Origin of the sequence: Thermoanaerobacterium thermosaccharolyticum DSM 571 (assembly GCF_000145615.1) — a bacterium.
Classification (GTDB): Bacteria; Bacillota; Thermoanaerobacteria; order Thermoanaerobacterales; family Thermoanaerobacteraceae; genus Thermoanaerobacterium; species Thermoanaerobacterium thermosaccharolyticum.
The window spans coordinates 1181257-1207851 of the sequence record NC_014410.1 but is presented as its reverse complement, the minus strand read 5'-3'; the positions used below and the strand labels follow the sequence as shown (position 1 = coordinate 1207851).

Sequence of the window (26595 nt, the reverse complement as noted above, 5' to 3'; positions counted from 1 at the left end):
TTTCACAATTACCTAAAAACTTTATTTTGCTACTTTGACCATACTTGGTCTTATTACTTTATTATTAAACATATATCCCTTTTGAAATACCTCAATTATTTCATTTTCTTTTTTGCCCTCTGCCTCTTCCTGCATTACAGCATGATGTTTGTATGGATCAAACATCTGGCCTAAAGACTCTATTTCTTTCACACCCATTTTTTCTAAAATACCTTTAAATTGTCTATAAATTAAGTTAATACCTTCTTTGAAGGACGCATTTTCGCCATTATCATCATATTGCGTCTCAAGAGCTCTTTCAAAATTGTCTATAACAGGCAATATATCTAGTATCACCTGTTCTTTGCCATATTCAATGAGATCTGCTTTTTCTTTTTCTGTTCGCCTTCTATAGTTCTCAAATTCAGCTTTTAATCTTTGAGCCATTTCTAGATACTCGTTAGCTTCTTCCTCTTTCTGTTTTAACCTATTTTTCAATTCTTCAATTTCTCCTTCGTCATTGTTCTTTTCTTCATTTGAATTATCACTTTCCACATTTTTCTCATCTTCACTGGTATTATGAGAAGAATCAATGTCAGCACTATTTTCGCTGCTTAAATTTTCATTATCATGAGAAACATCTTTTGCACTATTATTCTCTTCTTCATTGGTTTGATATTCTATCGTATCTTTTTCTTTATCCAATTGTTTCACCTCTTATTTTCTTGATATATATACGATAAAACTTTTGATAGTTCGTTAGACATCATATTTATCTCATTTATAAGCCTTTTGTAATTCATTCTTGTAGGCCCTATTATGCCAAAAGTGCCAACAATTTCACCATTTATTTTGTAGGTGGATTTTATAATACTTAAATCCCACATTTCTTCAAATTTGCTTTCGCTACCTATAGTGACTTCTATTGAGTCATCCTCAGGTTCCAATACCGAATTCATGATATCCCTGTTATCAATCAAATCAAAAAACGTCTTGGCTTTAAAAAGATCTTTGTATTCAGGAAAATTAAGAATATTAGAAATACCTTCCGAATACAAATCTGTTTCATCCATCTGCTTTAAGCCGTTTAAAATTGTATCTGTAATTTTATCTATAAAACCTATAGCATTGCCAGACTCTTTTTTAATTTCATCCCTTAACGTTTTATCAACTTCTCTTTTTCTTTTTCCAATCATTTTATTATTAATGAGGTTATTTAAAAACTCAAATAAATTGCTATCAATATTGTCTTTCAGGCTTATTAAATAATTTTTCATAATGCCTGATTCTGTCATTACAAGAAGTATTAATTTATTAGAATCAACAGGTAATATCTGTATTCTCTTAATCGTGTTTTCATCAATTCGTGGCATTTTTACTACAATAGTGTGATTAGTAATGCTTGATAACAATTTTGCGTACTTTTTTACAATCTCGTCAATTTCTGCAAACACTTCATTAAAAGATTCAAATTCATAATCATATGTTTCATTTAAATAGTGCTCTAATATATTATTAACATAAAATCTATATCCTTTATCTGATGGTATTCTACCTGCCGATGTATGTGGCTGTTCGAGATAACCCATTTCTTCCAAGTCAGCCATCTCATTTCTAATTGTTGCAGAACTTACACCAAGGTCATAACGTTTTGCTATTGTACGAGATCCAATTGGCTCTGCCGTCAAAATATAGTCATTAATTACTGCTTCTAATATCCTCTTCTTCCTATCATCTAACGGCATATTCACCACCCCAAATTCTATTATTAGCACTCTTAGCTTGAGAGTGCTAATCACGATTTAAAAATACCACTATTGTGGATATTTGTCAATACTCTAAAACAAAAAATCCTCAAACACATTATTTGATACATCTATACCTTTCTGTGTTAACTTAATATTGTCGCCTTCTCTAATTAAAAGATTTAATCCAATATTTTTATCAATAGCATTTTTAAATATCGAAAACATGCTTTTTCCAAATCTAGTCTTAAAATCTCTATCATAAACGCCATCCATCATCCTAAGCCCTAAAAACATGTATTCAGACATTTTATCTTTCTCATCCAGCACATCAATATCTTCAATCGCATATCCTGTACGATTTATCATTTCTATGTACTTTTTTATATCTTTTACATTTCCACATCGTCTATTGTCTACAAAAGAATAGGCCCCAGGGCCAAAACCTATATATTGTAAATCCTTCCAATAGAGTGTATTGTGACGACATTCATAACCCGGTATCGCATAATTGGATATTTCATAATGTTTATAACCATTTTTCTGTAAAAATTCAATTCCATAATGATACATCATCATTTCAAATTCATCATCTGCCGGTTTGATCTTATTTTCTTCATACAATTTATAAAATACTGTTCCTTCTTCCAAAATCAGTCCATAGCATGAAATATGAGTGGGCTTTAATGATACTACATTTGACAATGTTTCTTTAAAGTCATCAAATATCTGATCTGGCAGTGCGTACATAATATCAATATTTATATTATCAAAATATTTAGTTGCCATATCATAATTTTCTATGAAGTCATGTATCGTATGAATTCTGCCTATTTTCTTTAACAGCTTATCCTGCCAAGCCTGCAAACCTATGCTTATTCTATTTATGCCTATTCTTTTATACGTCTTAAGTTTCTCATCGTCAATCAATCCAGGATTTAATTCTATAGATATTTCTGCATCATTGCTAATATCATAATATTTATAAATTTCATCTAATATATTTTCTATATAAAAAGGAGGCAAAACATTAGGCGTACCTCCCCCTATATATATAGATGTAAATATATCTTTTAGTTCATCTTTTCTGTTTCTAATCTCTCTCATTATAGCATCTTTAAAAGGCTCAAGACTCTTTTCCATGTTGGCATACGAGTTAAAGTCACAATAATAGCATTTTCTTTTGCAAAAAGGAATATGAATATAAATACCCGATCTAATCATTGTCATCATCAAGCTTTAGAATTGACATAAATGCCTCTTGAGGAATTTCTACTTTTCCAATTTGCCTCATCCTCTTTTTGCCTTCTTTTTGTTTCTCTAGTAACTTTTTCTTCCTCGTTATATCCCCGCCATAGCATTTTGCCAGCACATTTTTTCTTAGCGCTTTTACAGTTTCCCTAGCTATTATCTTTGATCCTATAGCTGCCTGTATAGGTATTTCAAAAAGATGCCTTGGTATATTCTCTTTCAGCCTTTCAGTCATTTTCCTGGCTCTTTCGTAAGCCTTATCTTTGTGAACTATCATAGACAAAGCATCTACAATTTCACCGTTAATAAGTATATCCAACTTTACAAGATCTGACGTCTTATAACCTTTTAACTCATAGTCTAAAGAAGCATAACCTTTTGTCCTTGATTTTAGTGCATCAAAGAAATCGTAAATTATTTCATTTAAAGGAATATCATATTTTATAAGCACTCTAGTCGGCTCAAGGTAATCCATACCTTGATATACGCCTCTTCTATCTTGACACAGCTCCATGATAGGCCCCACATAATCTGTCGGCGACATTATCGTCGCAGTGATAATAGGCTCTTCTATATGGTCTATTTCCGTTGGCTCAGGTAAATTTGTTGGATTGTCAAGCTCTATAACTTCACCATTTGTCTTGTATACCTTATAAATTACGCCTGGAGCTGTCGTTACTAAATTTAGATTATATTCTCTCTCCAGTCTTTCTTGTATTATGTCCATATGCAAAAGTCCTAAAAATCCACACCTAAAACCAAATCCAAGAGCCGCCGATGTATCAGGTTCAAATGTTAGAGATGCATCATTTAGTTGCAGTTTTAAGAGTGCATCTTTTAAATTCTCATAATCTTCCCCTTCTGCCGGATATATTCCGCAGTAAACCATCGGTGTGACTTTTTTGTATCCTGGCAATGGCTCTGATGCTGGAAATTCGGCATTTGTTATCGTATCGCCAACTCGAGTGTCGCTTACATTTTTTATACTTGCTGCAACATACCCCACATCACCGGCAGACAGGAAATCAACAGGACTTAAATTAGGTCTGAAAATTCCTACTTCTGTCACCTCAAATTCTTTCCCCGTCGACATCATCTTTATCTTATCGCCTTGTTTTAACGTGCCATCAAAGATCCTTATAAAACTAATAGCTCCTTTATAATTATCGTAAAATGAATCAAATATTAAGGCCTTCAAAGGCTTATCTGGATCTCCAGATGGAGCTGGGATTCGTTTTACAATGGCTTCCAGCACTTCTTCAATGCCTATCCCTTCTTTTGCCGAAATAAGAAGTGAATCTTGTGCGTCTATTCCTATCACGTCCTCTATCTCTTTCTTTACAAAATCAGGATCTGCCGATGGAAGATCTATCTTATTTATAACAGGTACAATCTCAAGATCATGTTCTAATGCTAAATACAAGTTTGCCAGTGTTTGTGCTTCAATTCCTTGTGTAGCATCTACAACAAGCAAAGCACCTTCACAAGCCGCAATACTTCTGGATACCTCATATGTAAAATCAACATGACCAGGAGTATCTATAAGATTTAACTCGTATTCCTCCCCGTCTTTTGCTTTGTATATAAGGCGGACAGGCTGTAGTTTTATCGTTATACCCCTTTCTCTTTCAAGATCCATGCTGTCTAAAACCTGCTCTTCCATCTCTCTTTCTGTCAATACACCCGTTCTTTCAATCAATCTATCTGCCAGCGTCGATTTCCCATGGTCTATATGCGCAATAATGCAAAAATTTCTTATGTTTTCCTTGTTAACCTTTGACATTTCAAACCTCCTTCACACATATTAATATTATAGCATAAAAAATTAGTTATAAAGAGATTTGAAAATATCAAGTACACCTTTTAGTGAAAATTGCTTATTTTCCCCAAAAAGTGTTATATCAATGAAATTTCTTTCAATATTAATCTTAAATAAGTTTTGTTTAGCTTCCCCTGTTGTAAAAGTATTAAATGTATAATCAACTCGAAATAGGCAAAGCACAATAAAGATTATATAAATTGATAAAAGAAAGTATATACGCCTTATTTTTCTTAATCTTTCCTTTCTTTCTTTAACTCTGCTCAAACTTTTCATTTCCTCCTAAGATTTTCATACAAAATATCTATATCATTTAACATCTTTTCTTTTGAAAAATTACTTACGATATATTCTCTGCCTTTTTTTGAAAATTTATTTCTCAAATCAGTATTTGTTGCAAGAATTTCAATGGCATTCGCTAAATCATTTGGACTTTCAGGATTCACAATTATTCCATCTTCATTATTTTCTATTATCTCTGGTATTCCACCTACATTTGTTGCAATGACCGGTACACCCAATGTCATCGCCTCAGCCACTGAAATGCCAAAACCCTCACTATGTGAAGGCAAAACAAAAATATCTATATTTCTTAAAAAATCATTTATATCATTTCTATAACCTAAAAACCGAATATTTTCAAGTTTCGCCTTCTGTACCATATCCTGTAAATAATTAAGATACGGCCCATCGCCTGCCACAAAAGCAAAGACTTTTACTCTACCTTTAAGTATTTCCAATGCTTTAATCAAATCTTGCACACCTTTAGATGGTATTAATCTCGAAATACAACCGATTAATAATGTGTCTGGCTCTAAATTGTATTCTTTTCTAAAATCAAGAGATGGATTATCTACATATGTTGATAAGTCAACACAATTGTAAATTACTTTTACTTTTTCAGGAGCAATATTTTCTTCATCTACAATTGCTCTCTTTAAAGCTTCTGATACAGTTATTATTGCATTCGTCTTCTTGTTTAAGTATTTATTCATACTAAGATAAAGTCTCTTCTTTATCTTATTCATTCTTTTATATTCTGGAAAATTGTGTACTGTCATAACAATCTTTAAGTTGTACCCAAAACATGCAAATCTTCCTATTAAAGACGCTTTTGCTCCATGAAAGTGAATTATTTCTGGTTTAAAATCCCTTATCATATTGCGGATTTTAATAATTGCACTTGCATCTTTTGAAACATTTAATCCATCGCAAATATCAACATGATAAACTAAGACTCCATTTTCATGCAAATAATCACTTGTATTTTTGTCAAAGGAGCATCCTACTGCCAATTGGTACTTTTCTTTATCAAGACCAAGCAGTATAGACAATAAATGCTTTTTCATTCCTCCTTCAGCTGCCCTTATTATATGCATGACTTTTATTTTTTCCATTTATATCAGCTCCTAGATTCAATTTCTCTATTCTCATCGATAATAAAGTCAATAAGCATTGGTCCTGTATAAACCATCATAGTTGCAGCGGCAACAACGCCTGAATCATTAAAAATAAGGGCAAAAATGCTTCCAACTATCGTTGAAAAAAAGCATATATAAATAAATCTGTGTTCATTTAAAATTTTCTTCATGGCTCCCATCGGTTTATAAAAAAGCACAAAAAGCACAAATATCAGAGTAATCAATACCTTACTCCAAATCGAATATCTAAAGAGCTTCAAATTCATACTTATTTTCCTTATAAATATTTGAAAAAGCGGGTAAAGTCCATTGTTTTTAACCAGATTAAATGTTTGTCCTATGTGCGTCTGCTGTGAAACTGGTCTTAAAGAGTCGGCATAAAACAGCAAAAATAGCAGAACCACGATGCTTATAACAACCAATGAAATATTTTTTAAATTTAATCTTTTCCCAAATAAATACATAGTAGATACAGAAAAAGCGGCAAACGCAGCTATACTGCCACCGACATTTGTCCCGACAGAAGGCGATGCTATAAAGTAAAGTACAGCTATATAAAACAATATATTAGCAGATATTAAATATTTTTTATTTGCTTTATTAAACACCTCAAAAGATAAAAGATTAAAGCACAATGTTGCCCCAATCAAGATTCCCATATACTCGTTTCCGATTCCATAAAACCTCGCTCCTGCAATGACATCATAACTTAAAAAAGAATTTTTTAAAAGATTATAACCAGTAAACATATCAACGATTAAAATAGCGGCAGTTAAAAAAGCAATAGAAAAATATCGAAAACTGCTTTTGCTGCTTATATTATAGAAAATTAAAGCAAAAAACAGCGTCATTGAAGCAATCCCTAAAATGCTAATAGGTACACTTGTATAATCAAAAATAGGCAGCAGCAAAAAACTCAGAGGCATGATAGGTATTAAAAGCAGCAAAGGTTTCATGTAAACAGAGTATTTTTTGAAAAATATTAAGACGACTATAGATAATATCAATATAACAATCTGCAGTACGACGTACGTTTTTAAAAAAGGAGATCTATATGTATAGTTGTACGTAAGCTGCTTTTCTAAATTGCTAAGTTGTAATAGGCTACCATCAACACCTGATGAATACAATTTATGCCCAGTTACAAAAGCCGGTACATCTAAATCAAAATAATTTAATATTGTCGGCAATACATCCATGTTCGTGACGATTCCAATCCTCTTTGTCGTCTCAGAAGTTATATACTTATTAGACTCAATACCATTTCCGTACATTACAACAGGTGCCAAAAAATCGTTCTGTCCCATTTCTGCCGACGGAGGTAGTGGTGTCACAATCATGTATAAAGTATTTTTGTCATTGCTAGTTAGTATCCTTCCGATGAAATTATCCGCATCTTGCAATGCTTTCTTTCTATTTTGTACGTTTATTTTATCAAGTCCACTATTTTGATAATCATTCGCTCTCGCAGTATCACCTAAATCAAAAATAGTTAAATCTATGTTATCTTTGACACCAATATATTCTTTATACATCCTGTCATAATCAGTAGAAATACCGTATGGTCTTAAAGGATCCTTTCTTAACACTCTTTCGCTGACATCTCCATAAGGCACGATACCGCTGTAATTCATGCCTATTAAAGGAGCATATCTTTTATAATCAGTATCTGTATCCTCGTTGCCAAATACAGCAATGCTATATCCCGTCTTCGTAAGTTCATCTCCTAGAAGTCCCGGCCTTATAATATGATTTCTTTTAGAATTGTTTCTAATAATTTGTGCTATATCTAAATTTAAAATCTGACCTTCTTTAGGAGATACACCAGTATTCCTTTGAAAAATAGTTGATGCCTTATTGCCTTCAATTGATTCCCATGAATTGAAATTTAAAGAAGCAAAACTTGATCCTACAGCTCGTGTGCCTGTGCCGATTGTCATAAACACATTTTCCTCAGATCTACCTCCATCCGAGTTTACCGTCATAAGCCCGTATGTACCATTGTCTATCATCTTTTTTATGTTTTTTAAATCATTTTCTAAATAATCTTTTATCGTAACTCTATTCAATATAAATACTACTGCTTTTTTACTTCTAACATCTGTTTTAGCATATCCAATAGAATAGATATTTAAAAACAAAAGTATCAAAATCAAAAACAGTACTGACTTTTTTCTCATTGCAACCTCCTTGTATAGTAAATTCACCCAATTATTTTAATTATATACAGTATAATAAGCCTCATTTTGTCTTAACATAAAACTAGATTGGAGGCATTTAAATTGAAAAAAATATTTAGTTCTGACAGCTTTAAAAAGTTTATTTATATATATTGTACCATATTTGTGGTACTTTTATCCACAATACTGCTATTTATTAGCAATACTTTGATTGCATTTTCAACTCCAAATGAATTAAAAGGAAAAACCATACTTATAGACCCTGGACATGGTGGTATTGATGGAGGTACCAGTTCAGGCAATCTATTAGAAAAAAACATCAATTTAGAAGCATCCATGATTTTGAAATCAAAACTAATAAGTCATGGCGCTAAAGTAATTATGACTAGAGATAAAGATATATCGTTAGAAAACCTTTGTAACGATAACGACTACAGGCATAGACGAGACTTAAAGTCAAGAGTAAACATGATTAATAACAATAAAATAGATATTTATCTAAGCATCCATGTTAACGCAGTTGCAAATGCTCCTTACGTTAATGGGCCTATGGTCTTTTACTCAAATGCTAATGAAAGCAACAAAACATTAGCTCTATATATACAAAAATCTCTAAATGCCGCAACTGGAATAAATAGAAATCCAAACATTGCTGACTATTTTCTATTAACAAATGCAAAAAAGACAGGTGTTTTAGTAGAACTTGGCTTTATTACAAATAATAGCGACAAAAATCTATTACAAAGCAGAGAATATTTATCAAAATTATCAGATGGCATAATCGACGGTCTAGAAAAATACTTTAAAAACGAATAATGAGGTTAAAAACCTCATTATTTAGCAAGCCCATCATCCTTTAATACCTCATATATGGCCTTAGCAAGATATGGCGTTGTATTTAAAGCTTCTTCAAGAGTATTGTAATTGCTACCCAACTCAATTAATATGCCTTTTTCTGAAAAATGCTGGTTATATTCAGCATACTGATGAACCTCTATCCCTAAGGACATACCTGGATATAATTCGTTCAACTTGTCGCTAATTTGTTTTGCAAATTCATAATTTTTCTTCCAATCTTCCTTCATTTCAGCAGTCCTTCTAGATCCAATGATAAGGAGGACTTTTGCTGCGGTTTGTCCATTGATATCCATGATATATTTTTTTCTATACGCTTGATTTGATAAATTGCTTAAAACCGGTATACTATCAACACCAGGCTGCATAACACTTCCATATCCATCTCGATGTAAATCTATCGTAACTTTTATCGATGGATATTCATCAAGGTATTTTTTAACAGAAAGAGAAGAATTATAATATGACTGATCATAATTGTAATCGTGTATGGCACGATCGTGCAGTACGCCTATCCCGTAATCATTCATCAAGTAATTGGCTAAACTATCTCCAACCCTAACCATGTTATAATTAAGGTCATTCGTCCTATCATAGCCATATGTGGCTACATACTTGTTTTTTTCAGTTGCAACGTACGATTCCATTGTATGTGTATGATAAAGCAGTATTAAAGGTTTATCAGGTGTAGTACCATTAGCAATTGGTTTGTCAGGTGCAGTAGCATTATTTTTTGAAACTACATCTGTAACTTTATTATCTGCGTTTTTGTTAGCAGTGTCTTTTTGATTACTTGTAAGTTGTGTTATAGAAGCCTTTTTATTTGTATTAATATCTATTTGAGATATGATGGGAATTTGATATTTTAATATTTTAAGTGGATCGTTTTGGCTAAGATTAAACATTGAAGCAATAGTTAAATCTCTATTATAAAAACCTTGCGTTTTGTAACTTACATCAACTGCAGGCATTGTATAATTTAAAGCAGTTATGAATGCACCATCTATGTTGTTGTACTCCTCTGCAAATGCTTCTGTAACAAAATTTATACTTGATGCTTTTATATTGTCAGTCATTAGCCATCTATAAAACAAGATATTAAAAAGCAGTAAAATAAGAAAAGAAATCTTTTTAATGCGATAATACTTTAATGAACTTCTGTACAACGAAAGCACCTCTCTTTTGTTTTTATACTATAAAATATTCATAAGAGAAGTGCTTTATTACAATTTTAATGTACAAGTTGATTCATCTCATCTACTGTCAAATTAGGCTGTAAAGCTAAATTAATTCCCCGTGACAGTATAGATGAAATATTTTTTATAAGAAGGTCAATTTCTTTAGGAGTAACTATGAGGTTTTCATCAGGACTCAATACCTCTTTAATAAGAGCGTATTTATCTTCCTTATCCATATTTTTTAATACATTATAAAGTGGACTATTGCTGGTTGTATTTTTTATTAATGTACTTTCCAGATGATCTATAGCATCATTGGCAATAGTGGCAGCATCCACTACAGTAGGTACGCCTACAGCCACGACAGGTACCCCTAAACTCTCCATGTTAATAGCCGATCTTTTGTTTCCGATTCCAGAACCGGGGCTAATACCTGTATTTGATATTTGTATTGTTGTAGCTAATCTTTCAATACGCCTAGATGCAAGAGCATCAATAGTAATAACTAAATCAGGTTTTATCTTATCAACTATGCTTTTTACAATTTCTGCAGTTTCTATACCGGTAATACCCAATACACCTGGAGCCATTGCACTTACAGAACATATATTATCACCAAATTGCAGAGGAGCTAGTTCCTTCAAATGACGAGTCACAACAATATTTTCTATAACTTTAGGTCCCAATGCATCTGGCGTTACATTCCAATTTCCAAGGCCAATGACAAGTGTTTTAATATTTACATTAACATTTGAAATTTCCTTTATAACATCCGCAAGTTTTTGTGCCACTTTGTCCTCAAGCTCAATATCCCTATATCTCAAATCAGGCGCCTCTATAGTTATATAATCACCTATTGGTTTCCCCATTGCTTTAGCGCCTTCGTCATTTAATATACTTACTTTTACTACCTTAATGCCATCTTCTTCTTTTTCATCGATTGAAACTCCAGGTATTTCTCCAGCATGTCCATCTTTATATAGCTCACGGGCTTCTACAGCAAGATCTGTCCTTATGCTGAACATAATCTCACCTCAATTCTGTAGGGATAAAAGCATCAACAAGCCCGATGACAAATGCGGCTATTATAGAACCTAGTATAGTAGCATGTATTGTTGGAACTATAAACTGAGATACATATATTACAATTGCCGCTACTACAAATCCAACTATACCCCTACTTCTGGGAGAAATATTTTTACCTAGCAACGCCTCCACTATATAGCCTAGTAACGCTATTACTATTGCCGATATCAAAGCACCCCAAAATCCCGCAACACTAAAACCAGGAACTAGGTAACCTACTATCATTAAAACAATTGCTGATACGACAAACCTTATTATCGCTTTCAACATAAAATCACCTCCTATAAATATAATTGACAATTTGAAAAATATTATTCGCCACAAAAAAACTGCTAATTCACGTCTTACCTGATAATTATATTGCAAAAAATGTTTTTTCGTGGTAAAATTACATTTGATTGATTTGAGGAGGTGAATGGTTTGGCAAACATAAAGTCCGCTAAGAAAAGAATACTTGTAACGAAAAGGAGAACGTTAGAAAATAAAATAATAAAGTCAAGAGTAAGAACGGCTATTTCTAAATTCGAAAAGAATTTAGCAGAAGGTAATATAGATAATACTAGAGCTGCATTAATTAATGCAATTAGAGAGCTTGACAAAGCTTACTCAAAAGGTACATTGCATAGAAATACAGTTGCAAGGAAAAAGTCAAGATTATATGCAAAGTTTAACGCATTAAATGCTTAAAAAAGCGTACAACGTACGCTTTTTTAATTGCATAATTTTCTTATAAGCGATTCTAGGACGACATTACCATCATAGCTTAATTTTAACTCTCTATCACATTTTACACATAATTCATAAGCATCTATCAAATCATCTTCTTCAAATCTTTTTGATTGCTCAATAATATCATTGATTGAAAAGTATGGAATCCCAAGTCTTGACTGTAATTCCTTTCTGTCAAGATTTTGCTTCAAAAAATATTTAGCTTTAAGTAGGATTCGAAACTGCCTTCCAATCATTGCTAAAATACCTATAGGATTTTCAGCATTGGCAATCATCTTATTTAAAACATATATAGCTGTGCTTTCTTGTTTTAAACCAATAGCATTCACTAATCTAAACACACTTTCACTTATATTCGAAGATATCAAGAATTTCACATCATCTATAAGTATCTCTTTATCATTGCTGTATGACACAAACTTTTTTACTTCATTTAACAACCTATACAAATCTACACCTATATTTTTGACAATGTATTCAGCCACAGGTTTCTTAATGACTTTGCCGTACTTTCTTACAAAAAATCCTACATAATTGACAGCCTCTTCATATTTCAAATGTTCAAAATTTACTATTGCACCCACTTTGCTTATTGTTTTAAATAATTTTTTCCTCATATCAATTTTATCGCCAAATATAAATGCAATACAATTATTTGTGTCACCATCTTCTATATGTTTAATAATGTTATTTATGGTACTATCATTTAACTTTTTAAAAAACTCATCATCTTTTATCAAAATAAGCCTATGATCCGACATAAACGGAAGCGTTTCAAGGCTGTCTATAACATTTTTGTCATCTACATTCTCTATAATGGACAAATTCATGATGTCCGTACCATCAGTTAGCAATTTGTTCTTTAACTTTTTAACTGCTTCATCTATTAGAAACCTTTCTTCACCGTAAAAAACATAAGCAGGTAAAAAACTTTTATTTACAATTTCTAAAAATTCAGCGTAGTTCAAGTTCATCAGTCCCCGACCATTTTTTTGATATGAATATATGTACCATTTGTATCTACAATTACAGCTCCATCCTTGTCCGTCCTAAAAAGTTGTGATTTGCTTTCTAAATATTTTACTACTTCACTATCTGGTTGTCCATAATTATTTTTTCCAACCATGATAACACTAATTTTAGGATTCACCTTATCAATAAAATTTTTTTGTGAAGAGGTATTTGAGCCATGATGTGCAACTTTCAAAATATCTGATGATATGTTATCATCTATCAATGCATTTTCAGCTTCTTTCTCTATATCGCCAGTAAATAAGATACTGACATTCTGATATACCATTTTAAAGACTAGGGCATTATTGTTTATCGGATTCTCATTAATAATACTGGAACTAGGACTCAAAACATAATATCTTATTCCGTCAATAGTTATAGTATCACCTTTTGACAACTGAAAAACTGGTATCTTTTTCTTATTTGCTATATCCATAAGCCTTTTATAATTTTCATCTTCCTGCACTTGACGACCGATAAAAATCCTCTTTACATCTACATCATCTAAAATTGAAAGTATTCCTCCAATATGGTCCGAATCAGTGTGTGATATGAATATTGCATCTAATGATGCTGCATTCTCATACAGTAAATAAGGTAAAAGTATATCTTGTCCTACATCAAAAGAAGATCTATTGTATTCAGGCCTTCCACCACCATCTATCAATATATTTTCACCATCTGGAGTCCTTAAAAATGTACTATCGCCTTGTCCTACATCAAGAAAAGTTATTTCAAGATTTCTGGGTATTAATGTGTTAACAAATAATATTGTCATTGATGTGACCAAAATTAGCAATATGACTTTTAACTTATTTATTTTGCTTAGACTGCTTATCATTATTAACAAAGCTGTATAATAAAATATTATCATATAAAATGGCGGCACAGATACATTTATCGAAGCATGCGGAATTTCTGCAAAAATTTTTGTGAGAAATAATATTAATTCGACAATAGGCGTATTTATCATGTTTAAAATAATAGCCAAAGGCGAAAATATAAGTCCAATTAAAGCTGATAAAAATCCTAAAATAACCGCTATACTCACAATTGGAACAATTATAATATTAGGCAGAAGAGAAATAATTGAAAGGTTGTGAAAAGAATATATTGTAATCGGTATTGTTCCTAATTGTGCAGCAACAGTAACAGACACAACCTCTTTTAACTTTTCATTTTTTATTTTCAGCATATCTTTAACAGGATTATACAAAAGCAATATAGACAATGTTGCTACAAATGATAGCTGAAACCCTATATCAAAAAGCATCAATGGATTAAAAGAAAGTATAATCACTGCAGCAAAAGATACTGCATTGATTGGATTATTATTCCTGCCTATTGATGATGCAATTAAAGCCATGGAAGCCATTATAACAGATCTTACTGCAGATGGTGGTAAACCAGTAATCAACGTATAAAAAATCAACAAAGGAATTATAATCGGAGCAGAGTATCTCCTTATATGAAATATATTTAAAACAAACATCATAAAAACAGTCAATAATCCAAAGTTGAAACCTGATACTGCAATTATATGTGAAATACCTGTAATTCTAAAAGAATTGAGTATATCATCTTCAACATTGTATTCACCTAATATAACAGACGACACAAAATCAGCATCATTCTTCGGCATCGATACGCTATAATTTTCAACTATCCGTTCCTTTGTATTCCTAAAAACTCTTTGGATGATACTGTCTGCATTTTTTTTAATAATCTTTACTGAATATCCATTTACACTCATCAATGCAGTTATACCATTTTTCTTTAAATACAATTTATAGTCAAACCCACCTGGATTTCTTTTACCTTGTGGTAATTGTATTATACCACGTAATTCAACCAAATCTCCATCTTTCGGAAATACTCCTCCGTACTGTGTTATTAAGATTTTTTCTTTATTTTTGGGCTTTAATACATACTTTGAAATACCATCTTTGACCACAACATCTGATACAATTCCATCAAAAGAAACTAATTTGTTGTTAAGATTGTCGTACATACCTTTGGAATGCAATGCGTTTGCACCAATAATCATACCAAAAATCGCGACTGACAAAAGCAACAAAATTGTAGAATCTTTTCTTTTTAGATATGTGTAAATACTTAAAATTAAAATCACACAAAGTATGATAAATAATAAAACAGTATTTATCTCTAGATATTTGCTTATAATAATGCCAAGAGATAAAAAAATAGCTACAAGTAAAAACGGCTTATCCATAATCATCATATGTAATATACATCAAAAGGTTTTGCTATATTTACATCATGTATCACTTCGGATGCTTCTTTAACATACTCTGCTACAGCATGTTGTGGCCAAAGATGTGTAATAACAAGTTTTTTACAGAAAGCCGCTTTCGAAATTTCCGCTGCCTGCCTTGCCGTAAGATGCGGTCCCTTCTCACCATTTAATAAATTACCATCGCATAAAAATAAATCAGAATTTTCAGCAAAAGAAACTAGGTTATCGCAGTATACCGTATCGCTACTAAATACAAACGTCCTTTGACCATCGTCAAATTTAACAGCAAAAGTACTAACAGGATGCTCAACTTTTTTAAATGTTATATTCAAATTTCCTATATTTAGCTTTAAATCCTCATCTATATTTTTAATTTTAAAAACCCCATTAAAATTTAACTCTTCCAGCACTTTATAAGGCTCACTAGGACAGAATACATTTATCGGCTCTTTTATATAACCTTTTCTCATCATAATATCTACAGCATACCTTAATACAAGCATGTCTGACATATGGTCCGAATGTAGGTGTGTAAGTATTATGTACTTTAAATCCCGCAAATCATGAAATCGCTGATATCTGCTTATAACACCGCTACCACAATCAACAAGTACATTTAAATCATTATCCTCCAGTAAATAACCTGAACATGCACCATCGACTCCAGGATACGGTCCATGAGAACCAAGAATTGTAAGTTTCACACCAATCATCTCCTATCTAACAACAGGTAATCTCTTAATATACTCGTACATATCCTTGTAATTTCCGCGATCTATAGTTGAAATATCTTTTGATGACCTATTTATCATAAATTCATCTACTAGAAATGTCTTAAATCCGATGCTGGAAGACACTATATCTTCATCAACATCATTTCCTATCATGATACAATTCTGTGGATCTTTATTAAGTTTATAAATAATTTCTTTGTAGTATTCAATATAAGGCTTGCAATAGTGCATTCTCTCATAAGATGTTATAAAACTAAAATATGTATGATCAAGACCGGCCCATCTCAATCTTTCTTTTATTGCTATATCTGGAAAAATAGGATTTGTAGCAAGTACAATATCATAACCTTTTTCCTTTAGTAATTCTACCGACATCTTTACGTACTCATTTTTGCAAACACCTAATCCTAAATTTTTATAGTCATTTTCATAAAAATCATTAAAAATTGTCATCAATTTTTCCTTTGGATATTTCACTATTTTTAAAAACGAATCAAAAAAAGCTTCTTCATTTGTCTTGTCAGGATCTAAATTGTTTATCATATCCATGCTGGCAGTAAAAAGAGCATTTTGAAAAAATGACGGCTCAAAATGAGCAGATATTTTCTTCGATATAGCTTTAAAATAATCCATGATCATTTTATCAGTATCTACAGGCAATAGAGTACCATCTAAATCAAACATCACTGTATCTATCATTTATACCACCCCTGAGCCATTCTTATATAAAATAATACATTTTTGTAAAGAAAAAAGCAAGTTATCATTAACCTTGCTTTAAGTCTTTAAAATATTTTATTCTCGATAATGATTCAACAAGAATGGAGCCGATAATTACGCTGCCTATACCTTGAATAATGTTTCCTGGTACATCAGCTAAAGCTGCTTTAAAACCATACATAGCGGCGCCACCGATGTAATAGCCGAATACCATCCATATCGCTGCTAAAATAAAAACCGCAATTCGCACTAAAGATTTTTTTGCACTCCGTTTTTTAAGCAAAAGTGCAACTATAAGTCCTTCTAAACCCTTTATGACAAAAGTCCAGGGCGCCCACACAACATATCCTGACAAAAGATCAGCCAGGGCTGAACCAACGCCACCGGAGATGAATCCAGCAAAAGGCCCTAATATTGAAGCTGATAAAAATATAAATGAATCTCCAATATTTACGTATCCTTTTGTATAAGGTGTAGGAATCTGTATAACCATAGTTCCTACAGTAATAAGTGCAGTCATTAACGCTATATAGACGAGTCTTTTAAAGTCTTTTTCTCTCACATGCATACCTCCCATTTTTAATTAAAATTATTATACCATACAATTGTTATAATTCAATAAATACAATATACAAACAATTAATATTTTTACTCTGAAAATGAAACTTTTGACATTTAGGATATTTTATACTATAATCATAAAGTACGGTTTCCGAATTATTTGGGAGGCTGATTAAATGGATACAGAAATAAAATCATTAGAATATTTGTTGCGTGAAATCAACCATAAGATGAATCTCGTAACTAAAAACTATTTAAACAGCAAAAATATCACAATGTCCAGATTCTGGGTTCTAAACAAATTGCATTCTGATGAGGCGATTACTATGAAACAGCTACAATCGCAACTTCTACTATCTCCAAGCACCCTTACAGGGCTAATCGATAATCTTGTTGCTGATGATTTAGTATCTCGGTGGAGAGACACTAAAGATAGGCGTCTTGTCTTTTTGAAATTAACTGATAAAGGCTCTAATCTGCTAAATGAAATTTTAGAATACCGTACATTGGTTCTTAATAAAATAGTCACTAAATGTACAAAAGATATAGACTTAAATATGTTAAATAAAAATCTCGAAACATTGTTAAAAACGTCAAACAATATTGATACAATTTAAGAAGGTGATTTTGATGAATTTTTCAATCGAAATAAAAAATTTAAAAAAGAAATTTAGAGACTTTGAAGCTGTCGGCGGAATTACATTTAACGTTGAAAAAGGAGAAGTATTTGGCTTACTGGGTCCAAATGGAGCCGGGAAAACCACAACTATTCGCATGATTACTACTTTGATGCCACCTACATCAGGAGAAATATTTGTTGCAGGGTACGATGCAAAAAAATACGGTGCAACAATAAGAAAATACATTGGATATGTACCACAGGCCCTTTCTGCTGATTCTACTCTAACTGGTTATGAGAACCTCCTCTTTGTAGCTAAACTCCTAAGACTTAGCAAAAAAGAAAGAGAAGAAAGAATTGACTATATACTCAATATATTGAATCTTAAAGATGCAGAAAACCGCCTTATAAAAGAATATTCTGGTGGAATGATACGAAGGTTGGAAATCGGCCAGGCTATAATACACAGACCTGAAGTTTTAATACTTGATGAACCAACAGTAGGATTAGACCCAGTTGCAAGGCTAAATGTCTGGAAAGTGCTTGAAACTCTGAGAAAAGAAACTGGTTTAACTATTTTAATAACTACTCACTATATGGAAGAAGCGGAAGCTATATGTGGAAGAATAGCTATAATGAATAGTGGTAAAATCGCAGCAATGGGTACGCCAGAAGAATTAAAATTAAAAACCGGAAACCCCGATGCCACCCTAGAAGATGTATTTACATTTTTCACTAAAAATCAACTAGAATCTGGAGGTAGTTATCGTGAAACAAGTCAATTACGCAAAAGAATCCAAAGATTCAGCTAAGACAAAATCGCCGCTGAAAATTATTCTTGACTATATATTCAATTCATTCACTATAGCAGAGATGGAAGTTAGGAAGCTAAGGCATGATCCTACAGAATTGCTTACAAGAGCAGTTCAACCAGTTCTTTGGCTTCTAATATTTGGTCAGGCATTTTCCAGAATACGTGCAATACCTACAGGAAATGTAAATTATCAAACGTTTATGGCACCTGGCATCTTGGCCCAATCTATGATGTTTATATCGATATTTTACGGTTTAAGCATAATATGGGATAAAGATCAAGGCATACTTCAAAAGCTTATAGCAATGCCAGTCCCAAGAGCAGCTTTTGTTACAGGTAAAGCATTTGGTGCAGGAGTAAGGGCTATAAGTCAAGTAATCATAATATTATTTTTATCATATTTGCTTTGCCTAAATATCAAGTGGAGTTTGCTAAACATAATCATGAGTATATTTACCATAATACTTGGTGCTGCATTCTTTTCCTCTCTATCTATGGCTTTGGCTGCTATAGTCAAAAGCAGAGAAAGGTTTATGGGAATTGGCCAGGTTATTACAATGCCATTATTTTTTGCAAGCAACGCCATCTATCCAATACAAATAATGCCTCATTGGCTACAAATCATAGCTAAAATAAATCCACTGAGTTATGTTGTTGAACTTTTGCGAGGATACCTTATAAACGGCAGCATTTCAGGAGCTAGTTTTGATTGGTTAATACTGATATTAGCAACAGTAGTAATACAAGTTATCTCTGCTGTTTTATATCCACATATTGTAACGTAAAAACCACCTTATTAACTGATATGCCCGTATAGTAGACAGTAAAAATAACAAGCTGTTTACTGATATGTGGCATATCAGATAAGGTTGGTTTTAATATTTTATTTTGTCTTGAAGAATAAAGCCTTTACTATCTCCATAATTATAATAGGCGAAAGCGATAATAAAACTATAATATCCCAATCGTATATGTTTATATTTTTTATGTCAAATATAGCATTAAGAGGAGTCAATATAACCACAAGTTGAAGGAATATAGAAACAGCTAAAGCCAATACCATGTATTTATTTTTAAGTAAGCCAACTTTAAATATGGATTTGTTGGATCTTGCATTCATCGCTTGAGAAAGCTGTGAAAAAGTTAATACAGCAAATGCCATAGTTCTTGCATTAGTAAGATTTTCTCTTAACCCAAATAAAAATGCTATAAAAGACACTAATCCTATCATTATACCTTCAATGGGTATTCTAAACATGAGTCCATCAGCAAAGATGTTTTCATTTTTAGGCCTTGGTTTTTTGGTCATGATGTCTTTATCAGCCGGCTCAACACCTAACGCTAGTGCTGGTAGACTATCTGTCACAAGATTTACCCATAAAATATGGATTGGTTTAAGAGGCATTGGCATACCTGCTAATGTAGCAATTAAAAGAACAAGTATTTCGCCTATATTGCATGATAAAAGGTAGTGAATAGACTTTTTTATATTTTCATATATAGTCCTTCCTTCCTCTATCGCAGCAACTATTGTCGCAAAATTATCGTCAGTCAATACCATATCTGCAGAATCTTTTGCTACATCAGTGCCTGTTATTCCCATTGCAGCACCTATGTCTGCCTGTTTTAATGCTGGTGCATCATTTACACCATCACCGGTCATGGCTACAACTGCATTATTCCTCTGCCATGCTTTAACAATCCTCATCTTATGTTCAGGGGAAACTCTGGCATACACAGATATATCTTTTACTTTTTTATACAATTCATCATCAGTCATCGCTTCTAATTCTCTACCAGTTACAGCCATATCACCTTTATTTAAAATCCCCAATTCTTTTGCAATAGCCATAGCAGTAATCTTATGGTCACCTGTTATCATAACAGGCTTAATGCCTGCCATTTTGCAGATCTTAACAGAGTCTTTGACTTCTTCTCTAGGCGGATCTATCATCCCTAGTAACCCAATAAATATCAAATCTTTCTCCACATCATCACTGCTTAGCCTTTCGGGAATATCATCAGTATTTTTATAAGATATTGCCAAAACCCTTAATGCGTTATTTCCCATCTTCTCATTTTCTAGTTTAATCTTTGATTTATCATCATCAGTCAAATTCTCTATTTTGCCGTCTTTTAATATGTATTTACACCTTTCTATAACATTGTCAAAGGCGCCTTTTGTTATGACTTTGTAATTATTGTCATGGGCTTTATGAATCGTCGTCATCATCTTTCTGTCAGAATCAAAAGGGATTTCTGCTACTCTAGGATATTTATTTTCCAAATCCGATTTTTTCGAAAGATTCTTTTCAAATACAGATACTATTGCAACTTCAGTTGGATCTCCAAAACTTTTACCTTTATCATCTATAAATGCATCAGTACAAAGAGTTGAACATTCTAATAAAAAATCAGCTTTATTGTCATATTGATCATTTAAATCTAACTCTTTAAAATCAGTATAAACCTTAACAACAGTCATTTTATTTTGTGTCAAAGTACCTGTTTTATCAGAGCATATGACATTGGCACTTCCTAATGTCTCTACTGCAGGAAGTTTTCTTATTATAGCGTTTCTCTTAATCATCTTTTGAACGCCTAAAGCTAAAGTAATTGTCACTATGGCAGGTAATCCTTCAGGAATAGCAGCAACAGCAAGACTTACTGATGTCATAAACATATCAAATACAGGCCTTTTTTCCATTACTCCGATTATAAATATAATCGCACATATAATAAGAGCTCCTGTACCAAGATATTTTCCTAACTGCTCTAATTTAATCTGAAGTGGTGTCCTTACTTTATCTTCATTGTCCAACATTTTTGCAATTTTACCCATCTCAGTATCCATACCAGTCTCTGTCACTACAAATAATCCTCTACCATAGGTTACAATTGTCCCCATATAAACCATATTAATTCTATCACCGATATTCAAATTTTTATCCGATAATTTACCTGCTATTTTTTCTGATGCAATTGATTCACCAGTGAGAGCAGATTCATCAATTTTCAAATTTGCAGATTCTATAATTCTGCCATCTGCCGGTACAAAATTTCCAGCTTCTAAAAACACCACATCACCAGGAACGAGATACTGTGATTCTATCTCTATAACTTTCCCATCTCTTAATACTCGAGATACCGGTGCAGACAATTTTTTGAGAGATTCAAGAGATTTTTCGGCATTATTTTCTTGTATCATTCCTAAGAAGGCATTCAACAAAATGATAAACAAAATTATTACTGCATCCGTAATCTCACCTAGAAAAAGCGAAACTATAGAAGCAATTATTAAAATAATTACCATATAATCTTTAAATTGATCCAATAACATTGAAAGGACGGTTCTTTTCTTTTTTTCACTTAAATTGTTTGGGCCGTATTTTTCTAGTCTCTTTTTAGCTTCTTCTGTCGAAAGTCCGTTATTTACATCTGTCTTTAAATTGCTTGAAATTTCATCAATATCAAGAATCCAATTTTCCTTCATCGTATTCCTCCTAATTTTTGTATAATATAAATAAAGACCTTTATTTTGTATTATTCCACAAAATAAAGGTCTCACTCGCAAATTTGCTTAACCAGCCGGGTGTTTTCACCGTATTGACGACTGATTAACGAAGAGTTACTCCCCTTTAGATATAATTATAACATATTTATTGCACAATATCACCATTTGATAAATATTTTTTTGCTTTAGTCGTCACATATAATACGATTAAATCATCCAGTTTTCGACTCAAATCAAGCACTATATCATATTTTACTTCTTCCTGCTTTATTAAGTCATCAAGTTCATCTCGTAAATTGCTTATCTGTTCTTCTAATATAGATATTTTATTGTACATCATTAGTTCCCCTTTTCTAAAAATCGCATATACAATTTTATCATTAGGAACCAAAAAATTCAATAGGATAAAGCAGAAATTTTATCTAATTTTTTCCACTAATTTTGACAATTTTTTATATATATCTACTATATTTCTCCCGTATTCAATCTCCCAATCTTCACATCCTTCTCTAATTGTCAATATTTCTCCATTTAAGATGTTTCCCAATATGTCGTCATTTGAAATTTTTTGCTTTATTTTTTCTATCAAAAATTCCACTGATGATATTTCTCTTTTTTCCATTTTAATTCAACTCCTATAGAATATTCTAATTATTGTTATATATTCTATAAATGTTATTATTTTCCTGCATAATAGTTAAAATTTTTTCAGTAATTTGATATGATATCAATAGCTTTCTCTAATGCTCTATCTATATTTTCTACTTTTCCACATCCTTGACACATTTTTTGATTTCCGCCACCATTTCCATCTATTATATCTAATACTGAATTAAAAAACGAATTTATATTTATATTAACATCTTCAGATCTCGATATAACTATATTAGCGTTTTTTGAAATACTACATACAATACAAACAATCCCTTTTTCTTTTGTGACAATTTGAGATAAAGTCCTTAATTCTTTTAAATCTCTGTCATTAAAAGTCTTTGTCACCAATTTGTATTTTTTTAAATCAATTGATTCACTAATTAATTTTTCTGCCTCATATAAAAGTATATTTTCTTTCATCTTGTTTAATTCCTTTTTTAATTCCTTATTTTCCAAAAATAATTTATTCACTTTATCTAAAATTTCATCTTCTTTTACAGATAATAATGATATTAACATATTAATACAATTATTCTTGACATTATAATCTTTAATGGCTCTGAGACCGCATAAAAATTCTATTCTGATACCTTTTTTTGATTTCTCATAATTTCTAATTTTTATTAATCCTATTTCACCTAAACTTTTTACATGTGTACCTCCACAAGGTGAATAGTCTATATCTTTAATCTCTACAATCCTAATGTTTTCATTAACCTTTGGTTTCTTTCTTAAAGGCAATTTAATTAACTCTTCATTGTCTACAAAATATGTCGAAATTGGCAAATTTGAATATATTATCTTATTTGCTTCCTCTTCAGCTACTGCAAGTTCACTTTCACTAAGATTGTTGTTCGTCAATGTTATATGCGAACAATCATCTCCTATGCTAAAACTTTCCGTTTCTGCATTATATAATTTATAAAATACTGCTGATAAAAGATGTTGGCCGCTATGTTGCTGCATATTGTCAAATCTTTTTTCCCAATCTATTTCACAAAATACACTTTTATTTTTAGGAATTTCTTTTAACATATGAATGACTTTATTATTTTTTAAAACGACATTATCAACTTTTATTCCATCTATAGTTCCAGTATCTGCAGGTTGTCCACCGCTTTCAGGATAAAAGTATGTTTCATCAAGAATTATTTCATAATATCCATTTACAAAACTTGCATCAATAACATTAGCAGTAAAAGACCTTTTATAGCTGTCATAATAGTACATTCTCTCCATCGTTTAACCTCCTAACAACTTAAAACGCATGGTCAAACCATGCGTTTTCTTTAATATACTTTTGTTCCGTACAAAGTTCTTACTTTCTTGAATTCTTCAATGATTTTTTTCGTAATTTCTCCAGGCTTCCCATTTCCAATTACTCTATTGTCAACTTCAGTTACAGGAATAGCTTCTGCAGCAGTACCAGTTAAGAAGCATTCATCCGCTGTATATACATTAAAGAGCGTAAAATACTTTTCTTCAAATGGTATTCCTAATTTTTTTGCTATGTCAATTACAGTGGCCCTTGTTATGCCTCCAAGCGCTCCCGCAGCAGATGGCGGCGTATACAAAACGCCATCCGATACTATAAATACATTGTCTCCTGTACATTCCACAACATAACCCTCTAAATTCAATAAAAGCGCCTCAGGGTAACCTGCTTTAACTGCTTCGATTTTTGCTAGAATATTATTTAAATAATTCAAAGACTTTATTTGCGGATCTAAAGTCTGAATTGAATTTCGTCTATATGTGGATGTAATTATTTTTAGTCCATTTTGATACATCTCTTCTGGATATAAAGAAATTTCATCCGCAATTATTACGACTGTCGGCTTAGAACATTTATAAGGATCCAGACCTAAATCGCCTTTTCCTCTTGATACAACAAGCCTTATGTATGCATCCTTTAAATTGTTGCGCCTTACTGTCTCACAAATTTTCTCAGCCATTTCCTCTTTGCTTAAAGGGATATCCAGAAGAAGCGCTTTTGCCATATTGTAAAGCCTCTTTAAGTGATCATCAAGTTTAAAAATAACACCATCATATGTTCTGATTCCTTCAAAAACACCATCACCATAAAGGAAGCCATGGTCAAAAACAGAAATGGCTGCTTTTTCCCTATCTACAAACTCGCCATTAAGATATACTACAGGCATATTGACTCCTCCTAATTTCTCTAAATATGTTATTGTAGATTATACCACTTTAAAATTTTAAAGTCAATTTAAAGTCAATTTAAACAAAAAGTCCCTTTAGGGACTTTTTGTTTATTTTATTCAGCTTTTACAGCTCCTGTTGGGCATACAGCCTCACATGCGCCACAATCAATGCATGTATCAGCATCTACCTCATATTTGCCAGTACCTTCGTGAATAGCTTCTACAGGGCATTCTGCAGCACAGGCACCACAGCTAATGCATTCATCTGTTATAATATGTGCCATTATTGTTTCCCCCCTTTTTATGTATACAGTATATACTTCAATGCATATTATATAGCATTTATGACTATATGTAAACACTATAATTATTATGCACAATATTTTGATACTAGGTGGAAGTGGACTTGCAGGAACAGCAATAATAGATGTAATATTTCAAAGTGTTTTGCGGAAACATTACCTCAATTTCATAATGTAAATAGCAAGTACTTTTCGATAAATTTTGAAAAATAATTTCTCTCAAATTTTTCATTTAATAATTCAGGTTAATTAATATTAATCCAATAATGCAAAACAATATACCGATCAAATTTGCTATTGGAATATTTTCTTAAAAAATATGACACCTATAGGAATTAATAATAGTGTAACAGATACGTCTGAAACTATTGCACCTAAACTTATATCCCATCCTACCCTATACGCAAGAAGAAATCCAAATACGGACAACTGAATTTTAAATAATCATCATTTTACCCCAATATACAAGTTCATATCCCATATAGCAGATTGGGTGAAGTCTTCCCTAGATATTTGGTTTAAAAATCTGCTAAAGGTTGATGTGGATGGTACTAAACCCAATATACGTTAAAGCCACAGTTATATCCAAATACAAAGTTTGAATATAATCTATCCACAGGGCTTGATAATGAACGAACAACATTTGAGAAATCTATCTACAACAAAACCATTTCAAATTTTGTCTCTGGTTGAGATCTTATTAATCTCTCAAATGAAAATAAGCTTTTTTTGTCAAATAGACATAAGCAGACGAACAAAAAAATTAAAAAAACCTCTTGTCAAAAATAAAAAGCCGTGCTATAATAACTTCTGTCAGTTGATGCCGAATGGTGTAACGGTAGCACCGGTGACTCTGGATCATCTAGTCTAGGTTCGAATCCTAGTTCGGCAGCCAATATGTGGCCTTATCGTCTAGTGGCCTAGGACATCGCCCTCTCACGGCGAAGACAGGGGTTCGACTCCCCTTAAGGCTACCATCTATATGCAAACTTTATCGT

26 protein-coding genes and 2 tRNA genes are annotated in these 26595 nt (G+C 32.1%); 7 read left to right on the top strand and 21 right to left on the bottom strand.

Annotated elements, in window-relative coordinates; genetic code table 11:
- Positions 1-21 precede the first annotated feature (21 nt).
- The 7 genes from grpE to TTHE_RS05855 all read right to left on the bottom strand — a co-directional run bounded on the left by grpE (position 22) and on the right by TTHE_RS05855 (position 8395).
- The gene (grpE, locus tag TTHE_RS05885; RefSeq protein WP_013297671.1) at positions 22-684 is read right to left on the bottom strand and encodes a nucleotide exchange factor GrpE; all 663 of its coding nucleotides are present in this window, start codon (positions 682-684) and stop codon (positions 22-24) included.
- Between the two features lie 5 nt (positions 685-689).
- Positions 690-1724, bottom strand: a complete 1035-nt coding sequence (gene hrcA, locus TTHE_RS05880) for a heat-inducible transcriptional repressor HrcA (RefSeq protein WP_013297670.1) — start codon at positions 1722-1724, stop codon at positions 690-692.
- A 93-nt stretch (positions 1725-1817) separates the two neighbouring features.
- Positions 1818-2948 (bottom strand): radical SAM family heme chaperone HemW, encoded by a 1131-nt coding sequence (hemW, locus tag TTHE_RS05875; protein WP_013297669.1) that lies wholly within the window; start codon positions 2946-2948, stop codon positions 1818-1820.
- Positions 2941-4758, bottom strand: coding sequence for a translation elongation factor 4 (gene lepA, locus TTHE_RS05870; RefSeq protein ID WP_013297668.1), 1818 nt, complete (start codon positions 4756-4758; stop codon positions 2941-2943). The genes hemW and lepA overlap by 8 nt, the downstream gene beginning before the upstream one ends.
- A gap of 42 nt (positions 4759-4800) precedes the next feature.
- Entirely contained in the window at positions 4801-5070 is a 270-nt protein-coding gene (locus tag TTHE_RS05865; RefSeq protein WP_223814600.1) for a hypothetical protein, read from the bottom strand.
- Complete coding sequence (locus TTHE_RS05860) at positions 5067-6191, bottom strand: glycosyltransferase family 4 protein (protein ID WP_013297666.1); 1125 nt, start codon at positions 6189-6191, stop codon at positions 5067-5069. The genes TTHE_RS05865 and TTHE_RS05860 overlap by 4 nt, the downstream gene beginning before the upstream one ends.
- A 5-nt stretch (positions 6192-6196) precedes the next feature.
- Positions 6197-8395: a hypothetical protein gene (locus tag TTHE_RS05855; protein WP_013297665.1), complete on the bottom strand. Its 2199-nt coding sequence runs from the start codon at positions 8393-8395 to the stop codon at positions 6197-6199.
- A gap of 102 nt (positions 8396-8497) precedes the next feature.
- On the opposite strand from TTHE_RS05855, the gene TTHE_RS05850 reads away from it, so the two are divergent.
- Positions 8498-9211, top strand: coding sequence for an N-acetylmuramoyl-L-alanine amidase family protein (locus TTHE_RS05850; protein ID WP_013297664.1), 714 nt, complete (start codon positions 8498-8500; stop codon positions 9209-9211).
- Positions 9212-9228: 17 nt separating this feature from the next.
- Here the strand turns inward: TTHE_RS05850 and spoIIP are convergent, their stop codons facing one another.
- From spoIIP to TTHE_RS05835, 3 genes are all read right to left on the bottom strand, one after another.
- Positions 9229-10416 (bottom strand): stage II sporulation protein P, encoded by a 1188-nt coding sequence (gene spoIIP / locus TTHE_RS05845; RefSeq protein ID WP_013297663.1) that lies wholly within the window; start codon positions 10414-10416, stop codon positions 9229-9231.
- 65 nt (positions 10417-10481) lie between these two features.
- The gene (gene gpr / locus TTHE_RS05840) at positions 10482-11453 is read right to left on the bottom strand and encodes a GPR endopeptidase (RefSeq protein ID WP_013297662.1); all 972 of its coding nucleotides are present in this window, start codon (positions 11451-11453) and stop codon (positions 10482-10484) included.
- A 4-nt stretch (positions 11454-11457) separates the two neighbouring features.
- The gene (locus tag TTHE_RS05835) at positions 11458-11784 is read right to left on the bottom strand and encodes a phage holin family protein (protein ID WP_013297661.1); all 327 of its coding nucleotides are present in this window, start codon (positions 11782-11784) and stop codon (positions 11458-11460) included.
- A 150-nt stretch (positions 11785-11934) separates the two neighbouring features.
- Here TTHE_RS05835 and rpsT point away from each other — a divergent pair, with 150 nt between their 5' ends.
- On the top strand, positions 11935-12201 hold the full coding sequence (gene rpsT, locus TTHE_RS05830; RefSeq protein WP_013297660.1) for a 30S ribosomal protein S20: 267 nt from the start codon (positions 11935-11937) through the stop codon (positions 12199-12201).
- A gap of 23 nt (positions 12202-12224) precedes the next feature.
- Here the strand turns inward: rpsT and holA are convergent, their stop codons facing one another.
- The 5 genes from holA to TTHE_RS05805 all read right to left on the bottom strand — a co-directional run bounded on the left by holA (position 12225) and on the right by TTHE_RS05805 (position 17530).
- Positions 12225-13217 carry a DNA polymerase III subunit delta gene (holA, locus tag TTHE_RS05825; RefSeq protein WP_013297659.1) on the bottom strand — a complete coding sequence of 331 codons (993 nt, stop codon included), beginning with the start codon at positions 13215-13217 and terminating at the stop codon, positions 12225-12227.
- Positions 13217-15499, bottom strand: coding sequence for a DNA internalization-related competence protein ComEC/Rec2 (locus tag TTHE_RS05820; RefSeq protein WP_013297658.1), 2283 nt, complete (start codon positions 15497-15499; stop codon positions 13217-13219). The genes holA and TTHE_RS05820 overlap by 1 nt, the downstream gene beginning before the upstream one ends.
- Complete coding sequence (locus TTHE_RS05815; RefSeq protein WP_231292735.1) at positions 15496-16227, bottom strand: MBL fold metallo-hydrolase; 732 nt, start codon at positions 16225-16227, stop codon at positions 15496-15498. Before TTHE_RS05815 ends, TTHE_RS05820 begins: the two co-directional genes overlap by 4 nt.
- A gap of 3 nt (positions 16228-16230) precedes the next feature.
- A complete protein-coding gene (locus TTHE_RS05810) occupies positions 16231-16947 on the bottom strand; it encodes an HAD family hydrolase (RefSeq protein WP_013297656.1) in 717 nt (238 codons plus the stop codon).
- A gap of 67 nt (positions 16948-17014) precedes the next feature.
- Entirely contained in the window at positions 17015-17530 is a 516-nt protein-coding gene (locus TTHE_RS05805) for an ECF transporter S component (RefSeq protein WP_013297655.1), read from the bottom strand.
- 175 nt (positions 17531-17705) lie between these two features.
- On the opposite strand from TTHE_RS05805, the gene TTHE_RS05800 reads away from it, so the two are divergent.
- Genes TTHE_RS05800 through TTHE_RS05790 form a run of 3 tightly spaced genes read left to right on the top strand, consistent with a single transcriptional unit; the run spans position 17706 to position 19747 of the window.
- The gene (locus TTHE_RS05800) at positions 17706-18146 is read left to right on the top strand and encodes a MarR family winged helix-turn-helix transcriptional regulator (RefSeq protein ID WP_013297654.1); all 441 of its coding nucleotides are present in this window, start codon (positions 17706-17708) and stop codon (positions 18144-18146) included.
- Between the two features lie 13 nt (positions 18147-18159).
- A complete protein-coding gene (locus TTHE_RS05795) occupies positions 18160-18960 on the top strand; it encodes an ABC transporter ATP-binding protein (RefSeq protein WP_013297653.1) in 801 nt (266 codons plus the stop codon).
- Positions 18917-19747: an ABC transporter permease gene (locus TTHE_RS05790; protein WP_013297652.1), complete on the top strand. Its 831-nt coding sequence runs from the start codon at positions 18917-18919 to the stop codon at positions 19745-19747. The genes TTHE_RS05795 and TTHE_RS05790 overlap by 44 nt, the downstream gene beginning before the upstream one ends.
- Before the next feature lie 98 nt (positions 19748-19845).
- Here TTHE_RS05790 and TTHE_RS05785 read toward each other — a convergent pair whose 3' ends face one another.
- The 6 genes from TTHE_RS05785 to TTHE_RS05760 form a co-directional block, all read right to left on the bottom strand.
- Positions 19846-22455 (bottom strand): calcium-transporting P-type ATPase, PMR1-type, encoded by a 2610-nt coding sequence (locus TTHE_RS05785; RefSeq protein WP_013297651.1) that lies wholly within the window; start codon positions 22453-22455, stop codon positions 19846-19848.
- A gap of 166 nt (positions 22456-22621) precedes the next feature.
- Positions 22622-22813: an aspartyl-phosphate phosphatase Spo0E family protein gene (locus tag TTHE_RS05780; RefSeq protein WP_223814601.1), complete on the bottom strand. Its 192-nt coding sequence runs from the start codon at positions 22811-22813 to the stop codon at positions 22622-22624.
- 81 nt (positions 22814-22894) lie between these two features.
- Positions 22895-23098, bottom strand: a complete 204-nt coding sequence (locus tag TTHE_RS05775; RefSeq protein ID WP_013297649.1) for a hypothetical protein — start codon at positions 23096-23098, stop codon at positions 22895-22897.
- Between the two features lie 86 nt (positions 23099-23184).
- Entirely contained in the window at positions 23185-24369 is a 1185-nt protein-coding gene (locus tag TTHE_RS05770; protein WP_013297648.1) for an alanyl-tRNA editing protein, read from the bottom strand.
- Between the two features lie 50 nt (positions 24370-24419).
- Entirely contained in the window at positions 24420-25292 is an 873-nt protein-coding gene (ilvE, locus tag TTHE_RS05765; protein WP_013297647.1) for a branched-chain-amino-acid transaminase, read from the bottom strand.
- A 116-nt stretch (positions 25293-25408) separates the two neighbouring features.
- Entirely contained in the window at positions 25409-25579 is a 171-nt protein-coding gene (locus tag TTHE_RS05760; RefSeq protein WP_013297646.1) for a DUF362 domain-containing protein, read from the bottom strand.
- An 839-nt stretch (positions 25580-26418) separates the two neighbouring features.
- Here TTHE_RS05760 and TTHE_RS05755 point away from each other — a divergent pair.
- Both TTHE_RS05755 and TTHE_RS05750 read left to right on the top strand, forming a co-directional pair.
- Positions 26419-26492, top strand: a tRNA-Gln gene (locus TTHE_RS05755).
- Positions 26493-26498: 6 nt separating this feature from the next.
- Positions 26499-26574, top strand: a tRNA-Glu gene (locus TTHE_RS05750).
- The last annotated feature ends 21 nt before the right edge of the window (positions 26575-26595 follow it).